Source organism: Cohnella rhizosphaerae (assembly GCF_029525575.1).
Lineage (GTDB): Bacteria > Bacillota > Bacilli > Paenibacillales > Paenibacillaceae > Cohnella > Cohnella rhizosphaerae.
Window position 1 is genome coordinate 242,462 of record NZ_JAPDIA010000001.1, and the last position, 17,623, is coordinate 260,084.

Below are 17,623 nucleotides of genomic sequence, written 5' to 3' on the forward strand. Positions count from 1 at the left end.
CTGCCGATTCATATTCACGATTTCGTGGAAATTCAATTCGTCGCCGAGGGCAAAGGCTTCCATTATATCGGGGACGAACGGATTTACGTGGAAAAAGGCGACCTTTTCATCATTCCAATCGGCACCCGTCACGTCTATCGCCCCGCATCGGAGGCGCCGAAGGACGAACTGATCGTCTACAACTGCCTGTTCGATCCTTCGGTGCCGGGTATTCTCTCTTGCGCGTACCCGCTGCCTTCGACGGTGCTGCGGCTGTTGTCGGGCGACGACCGGCCGTACCGCCGTTTCAAGGATATTAATCAGGAAGGAAGAGCTTGCATAGAGGCGCTCTACCGGGAATTCGGTTCGCGCCTGCCCGGCTACGAAGCCGTGCTCTACGCGCGCCTGACCGAGCTTCTCGTCTGCCTGCACCGACTGGAGACGGCAGGAAGCGCTGCCGTCGCGACAAGCTCCCGGTTGTCCGCCGCGCTCGACTTTCTCGAACGCAATATCGAACGACCGGTGACGCTGGCCGAGGTCGCCGCCCTTCTCCCGGTTAGCGCGAGCTACTTGCAGCGCATGCTGAAGCGCGCGACGGGACAATCGTTCACCGAGTACGTGCAAAACCTGCGCATCCGCAAAAGCTGCGACCTGCTGCGCCGAACGACGCTGCCCGTCAAGGAAGTGGCCGCGCGGTCGGGTTATCGCGATTTGAAATTTTTCCACGAGCTGTTCCGCAAAAAAAACGGGGAAAACGCCTCTCGCCTACCGGAACGAAGGAGACGACGCCTGATCCCAGGCTGCGTGATGCCGGACGCGAAGACGGCGACCTTTTCGGCCGCCGTCCGCGACTTAGCTCTTGAGCTTCGCTTAATCGTTTTTGATCAATTCCAGATCATCGAAGTATACGGCACCGCCGGCCGACCGTTTGTACAGCTCCAGCTTCACCTTCGTATTGCTGGCGCCGGTCGTGAAGGTGTAGGACTTCCGTTGATAATCGACCGAACTCACCGGAATCGTGCGCAGGTAGCTGCCGAATTCGCTGATGCTGAATTCGCCGCTCGCGCCGTCCGTCGCCTTGGCGTAGACGGAGATCGTATAGGTCGTATTCGGCTCGAGACCGTTAACGAACTGCTGGATGCCTCCGTACTGCGTCGTCAGCACCGCGGTATAATCGCCGCTGCGCGCCTGCTGTCCGTCGATCGCGGCATTGTTGAAATGCGCGTTCCAGCCGGTGAAGTCGCCGGTCTCGAAGCCCGGATTGACGAGCAGATTGGACACCGGAGCAGAAGCCGGCACGATGTGGAAATAATCGAAGTTCGCGGTCAGCCCCGTTCCCGCGCAGACGATCAGGCCGATCTTCGGATCGTCCAAGGCGACCGTCCGGGCCGTGCCGACCTGGGTATACGCAAGGCCATCCGCCGAGTAATAGCCCGTGTAAGCGTCGCCGACTTTTTGAATGCGCAAGTACGCCACCGGCGAGGCGATCGTATCCGCCGTCTCCTCATGGACGCGGCTGCCGCCTTGCTTGACGTCAAGCTGGAACTGGTTGCCGGCGCCGTACAGCCGGGTCATCCGGATGTACGTATCGTCGTTGACGTAAACGATTAATCCGCCCTGCGACCAGGTCGATGTCGGCTTGCCGTCCAGTTTCGTATCCAGGGTCCAATCGCCGTCAGGCGCGCCCGTCAGCAAAATGTTTTTCGCATCCGCCGTGCCGCCCGCGATATCGCCGTTCTCGGCGACGATCCGCAAATAGCCGGGCTGCGCGCCAAGCGACCACTTCGCCGGGTTTTCGCGGATCCACCGCCACTGGTCGTCTAGCGTGCCGGCGTTGAACTCGTCGTCCGAGCCGATCGGATACGTGGTGCCAGGCCCCGAATTCCCGCCGGGCGACGCACTGAACTGAATCAGCTCCATATCGTCGAACAGCACGCTGCCGCTGCCGCCGGCCTTGTACAGATAGATCGTGGCGCTCGTGTTGCTATTCCCCGTCGTGAAGGTCAGCTCTTTGCGCCCGTAGCTCGTCGCGCTTATGTGTACGTCTGCCGCTGAGGCGCCGCCGAAGTTTTTTACGCCGAACACCGCATCGCCCCCGCCCACGCTTTTGCCCCAAGCGAACAGCTTGTAGATCGTATTCGGCTGCAGTCCGCCGACCACTTGCTCGGCGCCTGCGAAGTTGCCCGTCAACTTGGCCGCATAGGTCCCGGCGTGGGCCTCGCCGCCGCTCACGACCGAAGCCCCGTTGTAGGCAATCGGCCAATAGGCGAAGTCGCCCGTCTCGAAGTCGCCGTTCTTCAGCAGATTCGTCTCCGGCGGCGGCGAAGGCAGCTCCGGCAGATCGTCGGGGTCGAGTCCCGCCCCTGCGTACGCCCCGATATTCGGTGCCGTCGTGCCGGACACCGCGTTGCCGAAGAAGTCGCGCCCGCCATTGTTCGCCATCAAGGCGCCTGCGCCGATCGCCGGGGACGTATCGAGCAGCTGGTAGCCAACGGCGCTCGCCAGTCCGTTGCCCGCCGAACCGGGCGAAGCCAGCATCGGGTCCGAGACGATCTTGTACGGATCTGCCGGCTCGCCCGCCGGGTGATTGCCGTAGAAGACGTTGTGCTCGAACACGTTGTTCGTGCTGTTGCCGAAGCTGTACCCGCCCGATCCCAGGTTATAGATGATATTGTTGTAGAAGGACGTATTTTTGGCATAGCCGCCCCAATCCGAATGATTGATGACTTTGGCCTGAGAATACCGGGGGGAGATACACGGTATTGTTGTACACCTTCGTATTGTTCGGCGTACCGTTGAAGTTGAATACCGCGCCGCCGTCGTTCTGGCTGATATTGTAGCGAACGATCGTGCCGTTATTGTAGTTGGCGGCCGACGTGCCGTCGTTGCACACCAGCACCATGCCGCCGGCGTTGTTGTGGCTGTAGTTGTACTGGATAATCGTGCCTTCGCTGTTGTAATCCGAATCGAACGCCTGGGCGTCGCCGCCCGCTCCGGTATTGTACACCTCGTTGTACTGAATGATCGCGTCCTTCGTTCCCCACGTCCAGAGCGCGACGTGATAGCCGGTAGCGCGAACGTGCGTATCGTGGACGACGTTGCGTTCGATGAGACCGTTGGTCGTGTTCAATATGAAGGCGCCGTCGGCCGCCACGTCGTAGATCAGATTGTTCGTCACCTTCAGATCCGAGGAGTAGGTCCGCTGCGCCCCGTTCAGGTAGACGCCGACGCTGTCCACCGCATAGATCTTGCAGTTGTTCACCGTGACGTCCGTCACGTGATAGTCCCAGGCCGTTCCCCAGACGATAATGCCGCCGTTGTGCGCATAGTCGTTCGAGACGTCGCCTTTCACGTTGTGGATGTCCAGATTCTCGAACAGGAAGTGGCGGTAGACCTTCGGATTGGAGAAGCCGCCGCTGGTGCCGTCCACGTGGATCCCCCTGCGTGCCCCTTTGGTGGCCGAATCGTTGGTGATCTCCAGATTGCGGACTTCCCACTGCTCCTGGTTGTAAAAGTAGACGGCCGCATCGACGCCTCCGCCGGCGATCAGCGGCTTGGCGCCTTCGCCGTACCTGTCGATTCGAATCGGATGGCCGTCCGTTCCCGAACCCTTCGGCGACAGCTTGCCGTTCCATACGCCGCCCGCCTTGAACAGGATCGCGTCGCCCGGCTCGAAAACGGCGGCGTTCACTTTGTCCAGCGACTGCCACGCCGCTGCCGGACTGGTGCCCGCATTCGTATCGTCGCCGCCCGCCGAATCGACATAGTAAACGCTTCCAATTTCATCCGCGACAGCGCTTCCCGTCCCGGGTACGCCCCATGCAACAACCAGCAGCAGCAGCGCCAGCAGGGCCGCGATCTTTCTGACAGACGTAAGCTTGCGTATCATCATCAACACACCTCGTTTCGCAGAATGGATATCGCGCGAGCTGCCATAGAAGATTGTAGGAGATACTAGGCGATCATATGCGATCCCTTCGGCGCCGGACGCGAGTCCCGGTCATGCCGGGACCCCGTCTCGCCAAAGGCGCTTATTTCGACTTCTGATACCACTCGTTCGCTTCCTTCGTTTCCTGCTCGCCGCCGATTTTGTCCCACTCCTTGACGAACGTATCGAAGGCGTCGAGCGGCTTCTGGCCATAGATAATGCCCAGGAACGTCTCGCCTTCCAGCTTGGCCAGAATCCCGCCTTTCGTTTGCATCGCTTTGGTCGGCGATCCCGTGAACGCATTGGCCATATAAGTGCCGGCGCTCCAGCCGTCGTCCACGAATTCGGCCGCCTTCAGCGTTTTCGGATTGGTCCGCAGCACCCGCTGCTCCTCCGCCGTGCTCGGCTCGGCGCCGCGGCTCATCTTGGCCAACAGCTTCAGGTTGGTGAACGGATCCTTCGGCTCCATCAGCACATACTTGGCCGGACCGACCTTGCCGCCCGGGATGTCCGCATCGTCCACAGAGACGGTTCCGTCCGCCTTGACCGTATAGTCGTAGTTCTCGTACCAGCCGTTCTCGAATTCGCTGCCCTGCTTTCCTTTTTCGAATATGCGGTTCAGGTACAGGAACAACGCGTCTGTATGCTCGAAGCCTTCCCTGACGATCAGCCCGCCGCGCAGAAACGTCGTGTCGCGGGCGGCAGCCTTGCCGTTCAGCGTCGGCAGCGGATACGGATTCATCGTCGCGCCTGGCACGTTTTTCTCCAGATCCGGGATCGGCCAGTTCGGCAGCCAGTAAGGCGCCACGACGATGCCGACGCGACCCTGTCCGATCAGCTCGGCCAGCTTGTTCTCGTCGTGCAAGCCCGCTTCTTTGGAAATATAGCCTTTATCGTACCAATCCCGTAGCCGGCCGAGTCCTTCCTTCATCTCCGGCAGCGTCGAGCCGTGCACGACCGATCCGTCCTTTTCCAACCACTGGTTGGGTATCGTGCCGAACGGTCCGAACACCCAGGTGCTCTCGCCGAGCCAGCCGTTAAAGATGCTGGGGCTCGAGCCGCCGGAGCCGAGGCTCACGCCCAGCGGGATGATATTGCCGGCGCCGCCCGGTTTTTTTGTCCAGCATGGCCTGCATGAGCGCCTCCAGCTCTTCGAAGGTCGTCGGCGCCTTCATGCCCAGCTTGTCGAGCCAATCCTGCCGGACCCACATGACGCCGTTGTCGTTCCCCGCGAAAGCGAAGTTGGGCAGCGCCATCTTTTTTGCCGTCGAAGGTCACCTGGCTCCACATCAGCGGATTGGAGCTGTAGATCTGCTTGATCGTGGCGGAGGCGTATTTCTCGTAGTCCGCCGTGATGTCCTTGTACCTGCCGGATTCGATCAGCTCGTTGAGCAAGGTCAGATCCTCGGACATCAGCACGTCCGGCAGCTTTTCGTTCGACGTCAGCATCAGCCGCATTTTCGTCGCGAATTGATCGCCCGGCACCTGCCACAAATACTTCAGATCGATGCCCAGCTTGTCGTGGGCCCACTTCGTGTGCACGTTGTTTTCGGCGGTTTCCCCGTTTTTGTACTTCATGGTGGAATCGGTCGCCTTCACCGTCGTGATCGTCACCGGCGGATCGAACTTGTACGTCCCCTGTTGAATCTCCTGGGCGACGGTGTCCTCCGATGCCGGGGCGGACTGCGAAGGCGAGGACGAGGGCGAGGCTCCGCCGGTCTTCGTAGCGGCTGCGTCATTCCCGCTGCCGGTCTTGTCGGAACAGGCTGTCGCGATCGTCAGCAGCGCGGTCAGCGCAAGCGACAGCAAGGTCAATCTTTTGCTCATAGGCGTTCCGGATCCTCCTGTTCGGCTTAGTAAGTTGCAAGCCCATCATATTACAGCGCTTACAACCGAGTAAGAGACAATGTTTTAAGGTAGCCTGCGAAAATCTTAAGGTTCGGCCAGGTGCCGTTCCCTGTACTCTTGCGGCGTAATGCCGTAATGCGATTTAAAAAAGCTTGCTGAAATAAGGCGGATTCTGAAACCCCAGACAGCTGGCCAGCTCGTAAATCTTGATCTCCGTCGTGCGCAGCAGATTGCCCGCTTTCTCCATCCGGAACCGCATGATATAGTCGCTCATATTTTCCCCCGTCTCCTGCTTGTACAGCGAAGATAGATAGACGGGATGAAGGCCGACATGATCGGCGATCGTCTGCAGGGACACATCCTCGGCGATGCGATCTTCGATAAACCGGTGGATTTTGACGATCAGCTGATATTTGGCATCCTTGAATTCCCGTACGCTGCCGGCCTCCAGACGATCCAGCATCCTGAACGCCCATGCCGCCACCTGACCGGACCGGCTCAGCTTAAGCGGATCCGTCGCCAGATCCGCTTCGCCGCCAGACACCTCAGCAAGCGTCTTGCCCTGCAGATGAGCGATATAAAGAAAAGCGTTCGTCAGCGCGCAGACGATCTCCAGCATATGCTCCTCGGTATCCAGCTCTCTGGCGTTCAGCTCCTCGAAGACGGCGGCCAGCTTGGCGCGCGCGTCCGCCCAACGTCCTGCCTCGAGCAGCTGCTGGAGGCCCGGAGGACTGTACAAGGCATGCAGCGAGCTGGATAGGGATCGCGCCTCGCCGGCACGAAAAACGACGCCCCGCTCGCTGCGCGGCACGGTGCGGAAGGCGCTCACGGACTGGCGATAGCGTTCGGCAATCTCCCCGGGGAATAGGCACGATCCGCCGATCAGGACGGACACCCGTCCTTTGAGATATTCCGCAATCTTAGCCTCCAGCTCGCGTGCCGCCGTCTCGATCGCGAGATCGTCTAGGACGCCGTCCGAACGGCCGCCTGCCCCAGGCTCTGCCTGCAGCAGCAGACACAGATAGCCATAGTCGTCCTTGCACGACCATACCCGGTAGCCCGCTTCCAGGATCTCGCCGGCGATGTTGTGAACGGCATATTCGTACAAGAGGGCGTCGGTTCCGGCCCCGCCGAAGCCTTCGTCGAGCCTGACCAACAATAGCGCGCACGACTTGCCCGTCTCCAGCCGCATCCGATACTCGTCCATCCGCTCGGCCAATGCGGATTCGGGCATGGACGCCCCTGCCAGCAGATCGGTCAGCAGCTTCTCCCTCAGCAAGGGCAGATACGCGAACAGCGTCTGCCTGGCCCGTTCGAAGGAGACGATCTCCGCCCACTCCCGCTCGATGGCGGCTTTGACGCCGGCGACCTCGTTCATCAGCTCCTCGTCCTTGATCGGCTTGAGCAAGTAACGCTCGGTCCCGTACCGGATCGCTTCCCTCGCATACTCGAATTCGCCGTATCCCGACAGAAGGATGCACTTGGTCCGCGGATAGCGCTCCTGAATGTGCCTGCACAGCGCGAGCCCGTCCATGCCCGGCATCCGGATATCGGTCACGACGATATCGACTGCCGCCTGCTTCAGCAATTCCGCCGCTTCCAGCCCGGACGACGCCATCCGCACTTCTTCGATCCCGATCTTTTCCCAATCGTTGGCCGCCATGCTTTTGAGCAGCATCGGCTCGTCGTCGACCAGCATCAGCTTCATCCCGCGCGCTCCCCTTTCTCTTCGCTCTCCTCTTGTTCGCTTCGCCAGCGCAGCGTCACGCGCAGCCCGGACAGACGCGCCGAAGGCTGCAGGAAGACGCCCGCTCCCGGACCGAAGCGCTGCCTGAGCCGCTGATGCACGTTCCACAGCCCGCAGCCCGTGCTGCCGTCCATCGGCCGCTCCAGCCGCTGCATTAATCGATCCATCGCAAGCTGTGTCATGCCGCCGCCGCTGTCCTCGACATGCAGCTCGATCCAATCCGCCTCCCGGCATCCGGCGATCCGAATCGTCCCCGTGCCTGGCGTAGGCTCGATGCCGTGCACGATGGCATTTTCCACGACCGGCTGCAGCACCAGTCTCATCACCGGCTCCAGGAGCAGGTCCGCCGGGATGTCGATCTCGTAGCCGATCCGTTCCAGCCGGTAAGTATAGATCTCCAGATAGTGGGTGACCAGCTCAACCTCCTCCTTGAGCGGCGGCAGCTGATTTTCGACTCTTGTCATATAACGATAATAGCCGCCCAGATGATAGGCCATCTCTTTAATTTTGTCCGTGAGGCCAACCTTCGCGCATCCGGCGATAAACGATAGGCAATTGTACAAAAAATGCGGATTGATCTGGGATTGCAGCTGCTTGAGCGTGGCCAGCCGCGACCGGTTTTGTTCCTCATACACATTTTGTATCAGGTGCTGGATTTTCGATCCCATGTCGTTAAAGCGCTGCATCATATAATCGAATTCATTGTGGAACCGTTTGTGGATTCTGTACGAATAGTCGCCCATCTCGACGTGCTTCAGGCCCTTCATCATCATCGTCACCGGCTTGAGCACGTTCGAGTAGAGCAGGTACGCGGCCGCCAGGCCGAGGACGACCAGCACGGCCATGCTGGCATAAAACAAATCGCGGCTCTTGACGATCGGCGCGTAAAACACCTCGGTCGGAACGTAATCGATCAGGTAGGCATTCAAATCGGGCAGGTACGTATAGCTCAAAAAAGATGCGTTGATTTTGAAAGGACACGTTGCGGTGACCGCCCTCGTCCAGCCCTTCCTTCAGCAGCTCGGCTCCGAAAGCCTCGAACGCCCCGTCGCTCGCCTCCGCGTTGGAAAAAGCCCTCCCGTCCGCCGTCAGCAGGAAGCTCGACCCCGGGCTGTCCAGCTTGTAATGCTGCAGCATCTTGCGAATATTGTCCAGTCCGAACCGCACCTCGAACACCGCGTTAACCGAATCGGGGTCGGAATTCGAATCGGATTTGGATAAGTACGGATCCCACATAAACAGCTGGTAATAGGCGGCGCTAGGCGATGCGCCAGGATGAAAGGTCCACGTTCCGTTGGAAGCCATGTCCAGCATGCGTTGATCGTAGCTGTCGCTCAGGTCGGTCGATACGCGTGTTCGGATCGTCGGCAAATAGACGGCCAGCTGATTGGACCAGTTGCTCGACAGGCTTTGCAAGTTCAGCTTCTCTTTGACATGCGTCCGATAGTCCAGCATCCGATAGTAGTCTTCGGTCAGGATGCTGATCTGCAGGTCCAGCAGGGAGGAATCGCGCACCAGGATGCTTGAGGTTAGCGATAACCGCTCGATATTGGATTCAATCTGGTATTTGAGAAACGCAAGCTGGCTCTCGTTGTAATTCGTCATCTGGGAATCGATCGCATGGAAGCTGGTTCTGCTGAAATAGGAGTACAAAAGAATGACGAGGAGCAGCAAGACGAGGATGACGCCGTTCATTTTGAGAAAAACCGGCCTGTGACGCTTCACCGATCCACCTCCCTTAATATTTTGACAGCGATCTTAAAAATGGATTCTGTAAAAAAAAAACGCTTCCAGAATAGAATGTGTCTATTATACATGCCGAAAGGAGAATCCGCTTGGAAAATTCTTACACAACCTCTTTGTCTGCAGCGCCCGCGAAGGCGAGATCGAAGCGTCCGTTTCTCAAAACCTGGAGACTGCACGTGATGCTGCTGCCCGCCGTGCTGATCGCGTTCGTCTTCAAATACGCGCCGATGCCCGGGATCGTCATGGCCTTCCAGGAATTCAAGCCCTGGCTCGGCGTATCGGGCTCCTCCTGGGTCGGCTGGGACAATTTCAAGCTCATTTTTACGATGCACGATTCCGTGCAGGTCATCTGGAATACGATCATCATTTCCATGATGAAAATCTTGTTCGGCCTTGCCGTCCCTGTCGTCTTCGCCCTGCTGCTGAACGAAATCCGCCAGACCGCCTTAAAGCGGTCGATTCAAACGCTCGTTTATTTGCCTCACTTCATGTCCTGGGTCATCCTGGGAGGGATATTGCTCGACCTGCTCTCGCTGGAAGGGATCGTCAACCGGCTGGCCGCAGTCCTTCATCTGGAGCCGGTCCTCTTCCTCGGCAACGGCAACTGGTTCCGGACGACGGTCGTCGTGAGCGATTTGTGGAAGGAATTCGGATTTTCGGCGATCGTGTTCCTCGCCGCCTTGTCCGGCATTAACCCGGCTTTGTACGAAGCCTCCGAGATCGACGGCGCAGGCCGGTTCCAGCAGACTGTATATATTACGCTGCCGGCCCTGCTCCCCATCATCGTCGTCGTCTTCACCTTGTCGCTGGGCAACGTGCTGAACGCCAACTTCGATCAGGTGTTCAACCTCATCAATCCGCTTGTCCTGGAGAAAGGCGATATTATCGATACGTATGTATTCCGCACCTTTCAGGGGGGCCAATACAGCCTTGCGACCGCAGCGGGCATCTTTAAGTCGGCGGTGGGCTTTATCCTCATCAGCGGCGGTTATTTCTTTGCGTACAAGGTAGCGAATTACCGCATTTTTTAAGCTTTCAGAACCAGCAACGGAGGATCGAGCCTATGTATTTTAAAAGTCCCTCTTACCGCGCATTTTCTTACTTCAACATCGCGTTTCTGCTCGCGATTTCCCTGTTGTGCGTGCTGCCGATGGTGCATATTTTCGCCGTTTCCCTAAGCGGCAAATCCGCCGCGGATTCCAACCTGGTCGCCTTTATTCCGATCGATTTTTCGGTCGAGAGCTATGCCAAAACGTTCGAAAACGCCAATTTCCTGTCCGCGACGGGGGGTCTCGATCCTGCGAAGCTTGACCGGCACGGTCATGGGCATGATCGTCGTCATGCTGGCCGCCTTCTCGCTGTCCAGGTCCAACGCCGAATTCAGATCGCGCTCCTTTTACGTCTGGTTTTTTCTGATCATTATGATCTTCGACGCGGGCCTGGTGCCTCACTATATGCTCAATCAAAAGCTCGGCCTCGTGAATTCCTTTTGGGTGCTCATTCTGCCGGGTCTCGTCAACGTCTGGAATATGATCTTGATGATGAACTTCTTCCGGGCGATTCCGAAAGATCTGGACGAAGCGGCCATCGTGGACGGAGCGACGCATTTCCGGATTTTCGCCGCGATCTATTTGCCCGTCTCGCTGCCGGCGATCGCCACCTTGTCTCTGTTCACCCTGGTCGGCCACTGGAACAGCTGGTTCGACGGCATGCTGTATATGCGAAGCGCGGACCAGTGGCCGCTCGCCACGCTCCTGCAAACCATCGTCGTCGTGCAGGACTTCAGCAAGACCGGCATCAATCCCGAGCAGCTGGAGATGCTGTCCAACCGGAGCGTCAAGGCCGCTCAAATCTTCATCGCCATGCTCCCGATCCTCGCGGTCTACCCGCTGCTTCAGCGGTACTTCGTCAAAGGTATCGTATTGGGCGCCGTCAAGGAGTAGGCTGCGCCTCTTATTGAACAGCCAAAACAGCCATCGATTCATCATCGGCGGCTGTTTGTTTCGTTCACTTATCTTGAGCGTTTTCCTGTTACCATTCCGCTACGCTGCCGTCTTGATGGCGCCATATCGGATTTTTCCAGTCGTGTCCGATATCCGCCATCTTCCGCACATGCGCCTCGTCGATCTCGATACCGAGTCCGGGACCGTCCGGGATCGTGACGCAAGCCATCCACGTAATGAAAGACGGCCGGATCGACGATGTAGTCGAGCAGATCGTTGCCTTCGTTGTAGTGAATCCCCAGGCTTTGCTCTTGTATGACCGCATTATGGCAGGTCGCGTCCACTTGCAGGCAAGCGGCCAGCGCGATCGGTCCGAGCGGGCAGTGCAACGCGAGCGCTACGTCGTAAGCTTCCGCCATGCTCGCAATTTTTTTTGCACTCGGTGATGCCGCCTGCATGCGACACGTCCGGTTGAATGATATCGGCGTAGCCGTCCGCGAGCAGCCTTTTGAAGTCCCACCGCGAGTACATCCGCTCGCCGGTCGCGATCGGGATATTCGTGGCGGACGCGATCTCCCGAAGCGCATCGTTGTTCTCCGGAAGCACGGGCTCCTCGAGGAACATCGGACGGAATACTTCCAGTTCCTTGGCCAGAATCTTCGCCATCGGTTTGTGGACGCGGCCGTGGAAATCGATGCCGATACCCAAATACGGACCGACGGCTTCACGGACCGCTCCCACTCTCTTCAGCACTTCGTCGATCTTTTCGTACGAATCGATATATTGCAATTCCTCCGTTGCGTTCATCTTGACGGCAGTAAAGCCTTCGGACTGCGCGCGCAGCGCGGCTTGCCCGACGTCGGAGGGGCGATCCCCGCCGATCCAGGAATACACCTTGATCTTCTGGCGGCAGGCGCCGCCCATCAGTTGATAGATCGGGGCTTGGTGGTATTTCCCCTTAATATCCCACAGCGCTTGATCGATTCCCGCGATGGCGCTCATCAGCACGGGACCGCCGCGATAGAAGCCGCCTCTGTACATCGCCTGCCAATGATCTTCGATCGCGAGCGGATCCTTGCCGATCAGGTACCCGCTCAACTCTTCGACCGCGGCTCGCACCGCGCGCGCCCGGCCTTCCACGATCGGCTCTCCCCAACCCGTAATTCCTTCATCCGTATCGATCTTCAGAAACAGCCATCTCGGCGGCACGACAAACAATTCCATCCCCGTAATTTTCATGATCCGCTTCCCTTCGCCTGAATGGCATTGATCATATCTTGAATATGAGACTTCATGAGCGTTCTTGCTTGCTCCGCCTCCCGTTCCCGGATCGCGATGGCGATCAATCGATGATAACTGGCAGCCTTCTCCCGCATATTCGGCAGCTTATCCGTCTCTCTTCTCCCTTGCGCCGACAAATCCGCCACGACGGACAGCATTTGGGCAAGCAGCGGGTTGCCTGCGCCTTCGGCGATCTCCTGGTGATAGCGGACGTCCGTCTGAAAATGAACCTCGCCCCGCTCCATCTGCGCCTCCATCAGATCCGACAAATCACGGATCGACTTGGCCTGGGCCGCAGACGCCCGCATGGCGCAATAAGCCGCCAGCTCCGGTTCGATCGCAAGACGCGCCTCCAGCAGCTCAAGCAGCGATCGCACCTCCATTCCTTTGATCGGAGCCATCGGATCTTCGAGAAGACTCGGATCGTTGCGGACGAAAATCCCTCTGCCATGCTCGATACTGACGACGCTCCGGCTCTCGAGCAGACGTAGCGCTTCCCTTACCGCAGTCAGACTGAGTCCGTACCGCGACGCCAATTCCTGCATCGTCGGCAGACGTTCGCCGGGCTTCCACGCGCCGGCACGGATTTGTTCCTGTATTTGCTCGATTACTTCTTCATGGGCCAGCTTCTTCATCGGCGTCACTCGTACATCCATTCGTTAATTGATATGATCTTACATCCATTAAGTTAATATCTTTGATCGCGACTTGTCAATAATTCCATTCGCGTCGCGGCAAGCGTTCGCCGAGCCCCCCGGATGACTGCGGCTAAACAAGAACAAATCCGCTCGATCCGGGCGTCGCTGCGTCTCGATAGTCCCATGTAGGAACAAATCCGCTTGCTCCAGGAGTCGCTGCGTCTCGATAGTCCCATGTAGGAACAAATCCGCTTGCTCCGGGCGTCGCTGCGTCTCGGTTGTCCTATGTAGGAACAAATCCGCTTGCTCCAGGAGTCGCTGCGTCTCGGTAGTCTCATGTAGGAACAAATCCGCTTGCTCCGGGCGGCGCTGCGTCTCGGTAGTCTCATGTAGGAACAAATCCGTACGATCCGGGCGTGCTGTGTCTCGGTTGTCTAATGTAGGAACAAATCCGCTTGCTCCAGGAGTCGCTGCGTCTCGGTAGTTTCATGTAGGAACAAATCCGCTTGCTCTAGGCGGCGCAGTGTCTCGGTAGTCTCATGTAGGAACAAATCCGCTTGCTCTAGGCGTCGCTGCGTCTCGGTTGTCCTATGTAGGAACAAATCCGCTTGCTCTAGGAGTCGCTGCGTCTCGGTAGTCTCATGTAGGAACAAATCCGTACGATCCGGGCGGCGCAGTGTTCCGGAGTCACATGTAGGCAAAAAGGCTTCGTGCAGCGTTAGATGACGGGACTCCGGCGTCCGAGGCGAAGAAGCGCTGTACAACGTTACTTGACGGAATTGCGACGTAGTTTGGGAGATGAGGCGCTGTGCAGCGTTACTTTGATGGGACTGAGGCGCGACGAGGGCAAAGAGGCACGATACAACATTATTTGACGAGAATGCGGACTGTTCCGAATCGATGAGACGCTGTGCAGCGTTACATGACGGGACTGTGGCGTGTTCCGAGCCGATAGTCGCAAGCTTGAACCGTGAACAACGCCTAGCCTGCGGTGCTTAAAAGAGAGTTAGTTTTTTACTTTCTAGTTATGCGAAAAAAGAGCGGTCTCCCGCTCTTCTCTCCATCTATTCTTGCCCGCTTTATTCTCACCCGCTCTATTTTCGCGGGCCTTGCCGACCGTCAGTCGCCCGCCAAAGCCAGATGGATCTTCGCGCCCGCGTGGTTCGCCTCCAGCGCGAGCACCGACGCGAGCTCTTCCTTCGCTTCGCGCTCCCGCCCGAGACCGAGCAGGCCAAGGCCTCTCATGTACCGGCAGTGAATCCGGTTGCGCTTGTTCAAGTCGTCCTCGAAGACGAGGAAGTCGGGCAGCGACACGGCGAAGTAGTCGAACTTCACGTCGTCGTTCAGATGCCGCTCGGCATAGTCGATGAGCTTGTTGAAGCGGCGCTTCGCTTCCTTGTCGACGCCGAGCCGGCGCCAGGCCAATCCTTGGTAAAAGATCATATCCGGCGGCTGGTCGTTGTAATACATCGCGCCTGCCGGTTCCTCCAGCCCGAGAGACGCCCGCCTGAAGCTCGCTTCCGACTGCTCGATTTGTCCAAGTCCTTCATAGGCGAGTCCCAGGTAATAATAAACGTTGTTCTCCTGCGCGCCCTCCAGCTTGCCTTCGCCCAGATTGTCCGGGTAAACGAGGGCGGCCCGCAGGTGGGCGATCGCGGCTTCGAAGCGCTTCGCGGCCAGCTCGCGCTTCGCCGATTCGACGTGCGCCAGCACATGCTGGCCGGTCGCCTTCCCCCTCTCCGCCTTCCCAAGGGTGGAACCGGCGCGCTTCGAGCGCCGCCAGCGCCTCGTCATGACGGCCCATTGCATTCAGCAAGGTGACGTATTCGAGATACAGATCGTCGCGCTTGTCGACGAGCGTCTTGCGGGCGGCCAGCGATTCGAACCGACGCTCCGGCGCATAGCCCAGTTTCTTGTACAGTTGGTCGAGCTCGTACAGGACGCGGGCGTCTTCCTCGCGCAGCGCATAAGCGCGTTCAAGCGAGGCAAGCGCGCGTTCTGCGTCGCCGAGCTTGTTGAAGTAGGCCAGCGCCAGATTGCGGTGGACGGTCGGAAAATCTCCGTTCGACGCGCGCGAAGCTTCCCAGGCCGCCACGGCGTCCAGATGGCGCTTCTTGTCGTAGAGCCAGTTGCCGAGGTAGTAGTTCGCTTTGTCGTCGGCCGCGTCCGCGCGAACCGCGCTCTCGAGCACGAGCAGATCGAACAGGCTGTTCGGGAAGCAATAGTCCGGACTCGAGGCGCGGCCCGCTTCGCGATGCTTCAGCGCCAGCGCCCCGTCGCCGGCCGTCTCGTACAGATAGCCGAGCGTATAATGAACCATCGGGTAAGCCGTCGTCCCAGCGTCCGCCGCGATCCGGCGCAAAACGTCGATCGCCTCTTCCAGCAGTCCCGCGTAAGCGTAATCGGATGCCAGGTTCAAGTAGTTATGCGCGTCGCCGCGCATCAGCCGCAGGAGCTCCTCGCGCGAGGCCGCGGAACCGGCCGCGTCGCCCGCTTCGGCGAGCGCGAGGATGCGCTCGTTGGCCGAGCCGAAGTCCGCCACGTCGAGCGCGAGCGTCTCCGCCGCATAGTCGGCCGCTTCACCGGCGCGCCCGAGCCGGCGCAGCAGCGCGGCCTTCAGATGGCGCGCCTTGAAGTTGCGGGCGTTGCGGACGATCGACCGCTCGACAAGCGCAAGCGCCTCGCCGTAGACGCCCTTCGAAGCCGCGATCTGCGCGAGCGTGAAGTAGCCGGCGTCCTGCCAGGCGGCGGACCACGTCGATTTGTAGAGCGCAGCGAACGCCTCCTTCGCCTTGCCCTGCATTTTAAGCGCGAAGCCGAGCTGGTACAGCGCCTCGCCGTCGTACGGATTCGGATTGCGCCAGGTGAGCGACTTGACCGCCGCCCGGAAATGCCCCTCCGCTTCGGCGAACAGACCGCGCCGCAGCTGCAAAGTGCCGTAGGCGACGTTGATGCGGATGTCCGAAGGATCGCGCTTCAAGCCTTCGAGGTAATAGGACTCGGGCTCGAACGTCGCGTGACGGTACTGCTCCAGATGCAGTCCGGCGAGATACAGCTGCTCGTTCGTGCGCAGCTCCTGCGGTTCGGGCAGCGGCTTCGCGGCTTCCGGCACGTCCTCGATGGATGGCTCCGCCGGGCGGTAGGTTACAAGGATGCGACCATCCGCGTTCAATACCGTCACGGTTAAATCGTGCGGCCGATCCGCTTCGTCGAGCGTCACGACGGATTTGAACGTCGATACCGGCGAAAGCGCGACGGTCTCCCTGAAGTAGGCGCGGTTCCTTCCCTTAAGCTCGACGGCCGCCCCCCTCGAAGACAGCAGTCGCGTACGCCAGTACCGTCGCCTGACGCGCGGCCTCGTCCACCTCGAGATTGACGGCCGCATCGATGGTCGCGTTTTTAACGACACCGATGTCCTTGTAAGGCATGAAGTACTGGGTAAAGGACTTCTCCTCGTAAGGCGCCAGCCACGTAAAATCCGGCTGGTTGTCCGTGTAGACGCCGGTCATGAGCTCGATGTACGGTCCGTCCTCGTCCGTCAGATTGCGGTCCCACGCTTGCCCGAATTCGCCGTTGCCCCACGTCCACTGCTTTTTCCCCGGCGACACGTGGTGATTGGCGACATGCAGCAGGCCTGCCTGGACGCCGTGGTCGTAACCGCCGACGAAGTTGTAGTCCGACTTGTACGCCATGTAGGACGTAGGCACCGGAATGTTGCGGTAACGCGAGATGTCGACGCCGGCCGAGTAGTCCATCTTGTAGTACGTTCCCGTGGCGACGGGGAACCGGGAGACGTCTCGCTTGCCGTGATCGAAGACGGCGGTCACGTCGGGCGGAAATACCGACTGCGTGTGGTCGTTGACGGCTACCGCCGGGTTCGCCCACCACAAAAACGTCTGCGGCTGCGGCGTACGATTGTACAGCTGCGCGGATATTTCGAGATACGCTTTGCCCGGGTGCAGCGTGAAGCCCGCCGTCATCTTCGTGCCGTACATCCGGTCGATCTCGCTGACCCATACCGTGGCGGCGCCGTCCTCGCGCGTCTCGAGCTTGTATTCGACCGGTCCGTACGTATTCGGACGGTGGTGCTGGGGCCAGTTGAACTCGATGCCGCCCGAGATCCACGGACCGGCCAGTCCGACGAGCGCGGGCTTGATGACCCTGTTGTAATAAACGAAGTCGTAATCGTTCGTCTTGTCGAGCGCCCGGTAGATGCGGCCCCCGAGCTCGGGCATGATCTCGATGCGCACGTATTCGTTTTCCAATATCGCCAGCCGGTAATGTTGCGGCTTCTTGTCGTCCTCGATCTTGTCGACGACCGGATGCGGATACACTCTTCCGGTGCTGCCTTGATAGACGCGCTTCTCGAGGAACATCGGGTTGCGATCGGGCGCGCCGATGCCGTACGTCGGGATCGAGACGTCCTCTTCCCAGACGCGCACGTTCCGCGCCCCCGCTTGTGCTTGCTGTGCCAAGATGAATCCCTCCTCCGATTGATACCTTCACTGTACGA

General features: G+C 59.2%; 9 protein-coding genes and 4 pseudogenes. 3 read left to right on the forward strand and 10 right to left on the reverse strand.

Going from position 1 to position 17,623, the window contains the following annotated elements:
- Positions 1-24: 24 nt before the first annotated feature.
- Positions 25-732 (forward strand): annotated as a pseudogene (locus OMP40_RS41025) (helix-turn-helix domain-containing protein); the annotation flags it as partial.
- Positions 733-849: 117 nt separating this feature from the next.
- On the opposite strand, the gene OMP40_RS01135 reads toward OMP40_RS41025, so the two are convergent.
- The 7 genes from OMP40_RS01135 to OMP40_RS01165 all read right to left on the reverse strand — a co-directional run bounded on the left by OMP40_RS01135 (position 850) and on the right by OMP40_RS01165 (position 9,176).
- Positions 850-2,595: a carbohydrate binding domain-containing protein gene (locus OMP40_RS01135; RefSeq protein WP_277528476.1), complete on the reverse strand. Its 1,746-nt coding sequence runs from the start codon at positions 2,593-2,595 to the stop codon at positions 850-852.
- A 43-nt stretch (positions 2,596-2,638) separates the two neighbouring features.
- Positions 2,639-3,871 carry a right-handed parallel beta-helix repeat-containing protein gene (locus OMP40_RS01140; protein WP_277528478.1) on the reverse strand — a complete coding sequence of 411 codons (1,233 nt, stop codon included), beginning with the start codon at positions 3,869-3,871 and terminating at the stop codon, positions 2,639-2,641.
- A gap of 139 nt (positions 3,872-4,010) precedes the next feature.
- Positions 4,011-4,985, reverse strand: coding sequence for a type 2 periplasmic-binding domain-containing protein (locus tag OMP40_RS01145; protein WP_277528480.1), 975 nt, complete (start codon positions 4,983-4,985; stop codon positions 4,011-4,013).
- Positions 4,982-5,734, reverse strand: a complete 753-nt coding sequence (locus tag OMP40_RS01150; RefSeq protein WP_277528482.1) for a type 2 periplasmic-binding domain-containing protein — start codon at positions 5,732-5,734, stop codon at positions 4,982-4,984. The genes OMP40_RS01145 and OMP40_RS01150 overlap by 4 nt, the downstream gene beginning before the upstream one ends.
- Before the next feature lie 163 nt (positions 5,735-5,897).
- Positions 5,898-7,463: a response regulator transcription factor gene (locus OMP40_RS01155; protein WP_277528484.1), complete on the reverse strand. Its 1,566-nt coding sequence runs from the start codon at positions 7,461-7,463 to the stop codon at positions 5,898-5,900.
- Positions 7,460-8,275 carry a sensor histidine kinase gene (locus OMP40_RS01160; RefSeq protein ID WP_277528486.1) on the reverse strand — a complete coding sequence of 272 codons (816 nt, stop codon included), beginning with the start codon at positions 8,273-8,275 and terminating at the stop codon, positions 7,460-7,462. The genes OMP40_RS01155 and OMP40_RS01160 overlap by 4 nt, the downstream gene beginning before the upstream one ends.
- Entirely contained in the window at positions 8,202-9,176 is a 975-nt protein-coding gene (locus OMP40_RS01165; protein WP_277528487.1) for a hypothetical protein, read from the reverse strand. The genes OMP40_RS01160 and OMP40_RS01165 overlap by 74 nt, the downstream gene beginning before the upstream one ends.
- A 251-nt stretch (positions 9,177-9,427) precedes the next feature.
- Here OMP40_RS01165 and OMP40_RS01170 point away from each other — a divergent pair, with 251 nt between their 5' ends.
- Positions 9,428-10,279, forward strand: coding sequence for an ABC transporter permease (locus OMP40_RS01170; RefSeq protein WP_277529180.1), 852 nt, complete (start codon positions 9,428-9,430; stop codon positions 10,277-10,279).
- 32 nt (positions 10,280-10,311) lie between these two features.
- A pseudogene (locus OMP40_RS01175) lies at positions 10,312-11,191 on the forward strand (carbohydrate ABC transporter permease).
- A gap of 88 nt (positions 11,192-11,279) precedes the next feature.
- On the opposite strand, the pseudogene dgoD reads toward OMP40_RS01175, so the two are convergent.
- The 3 genes and pseudogenes from dgoD to OMP40_RS01190 form a co-directional block, all read right to left on the reverse strand.
- A pseudogene (gene dgoD, locus OMP40_RS01180) lies at positions 11,280-12,430 on the reverse strand (galactonate dehydratase).
- The gene (locus OMP40_RS01185) at positions 12,427-13,107 is read right to left on the reverse strand and encodes a FadR/GntR family transcriptional regulator (protein ID WP_277528489.1); all 681 of its coding nucleotides are present in this window, start codon (positions 13,105-13,107) and stop codon (positions 12,427-12,429) included. Before OMP40_RS01185 ends, dgoD begins: the two are co-directional and overlap by 4 nt.
- Positions 13,108-14,229: 1,122 nt before the next feature.
- Positions 14,230-17,585 (reverse strand): annotated as a pseudogene (locus tag OMP40_RS01190) (tetratricopeptide repeat protein).
- Between the last annotated feature and the right edge of the window lie 38 nt (positions 17,586-17,623).

What these genes read in the sequence shown, in the direction of transcription:
- OMP40_RS01185 (WP_277528489.1), bottom strand. Translation starts at nt 13,107, where the DNA reads ATGAAGAAGCTGGCCCATGAAGAAGTAATCGAGCAAATACAGGAACAA.
- OMP40_RS01150 (WP_277528482.1), bottom strand. Translation starts at nt 5,734, where the DNA reads ATGAGCAAAAGATTGACCTTGCTGTCGCTTGCGCTGACCGCGCTGCTG.
- OMP40_RS01140 (WP_277528478.1), bottom strand. Translation starts at nt 3,871, where the DNA reads ATGATGATACGCAAGCTTACGTCTGTCAGAAAGATCGCGGCCCTGCTG.
- OMP40_RS01155 (WP_277528484.1), bottom strand. Translation starts at nt 7,463, where the DNA reads ATGAAGCTGATGCTGGTCGACGACGAGCCGATGCTGCTCAAAAGCATG.
- OMP40_RS01170 (WP_277529180.1), top strand. Translation starts at nt 9,428, where the DNA reads ATGCTGCTGCCCGCCGTGCTGATCGCGTTCGTCTTCAAATACGCGCCG.
- OMP40_RS01160 (WP_277528486.1), bottom strand. Translation starts at nt 8,275, where the DNA reads ATGATGATGAAGGGCCTGAAGCACGTCGAGATGGGCGACTATTCGTAC.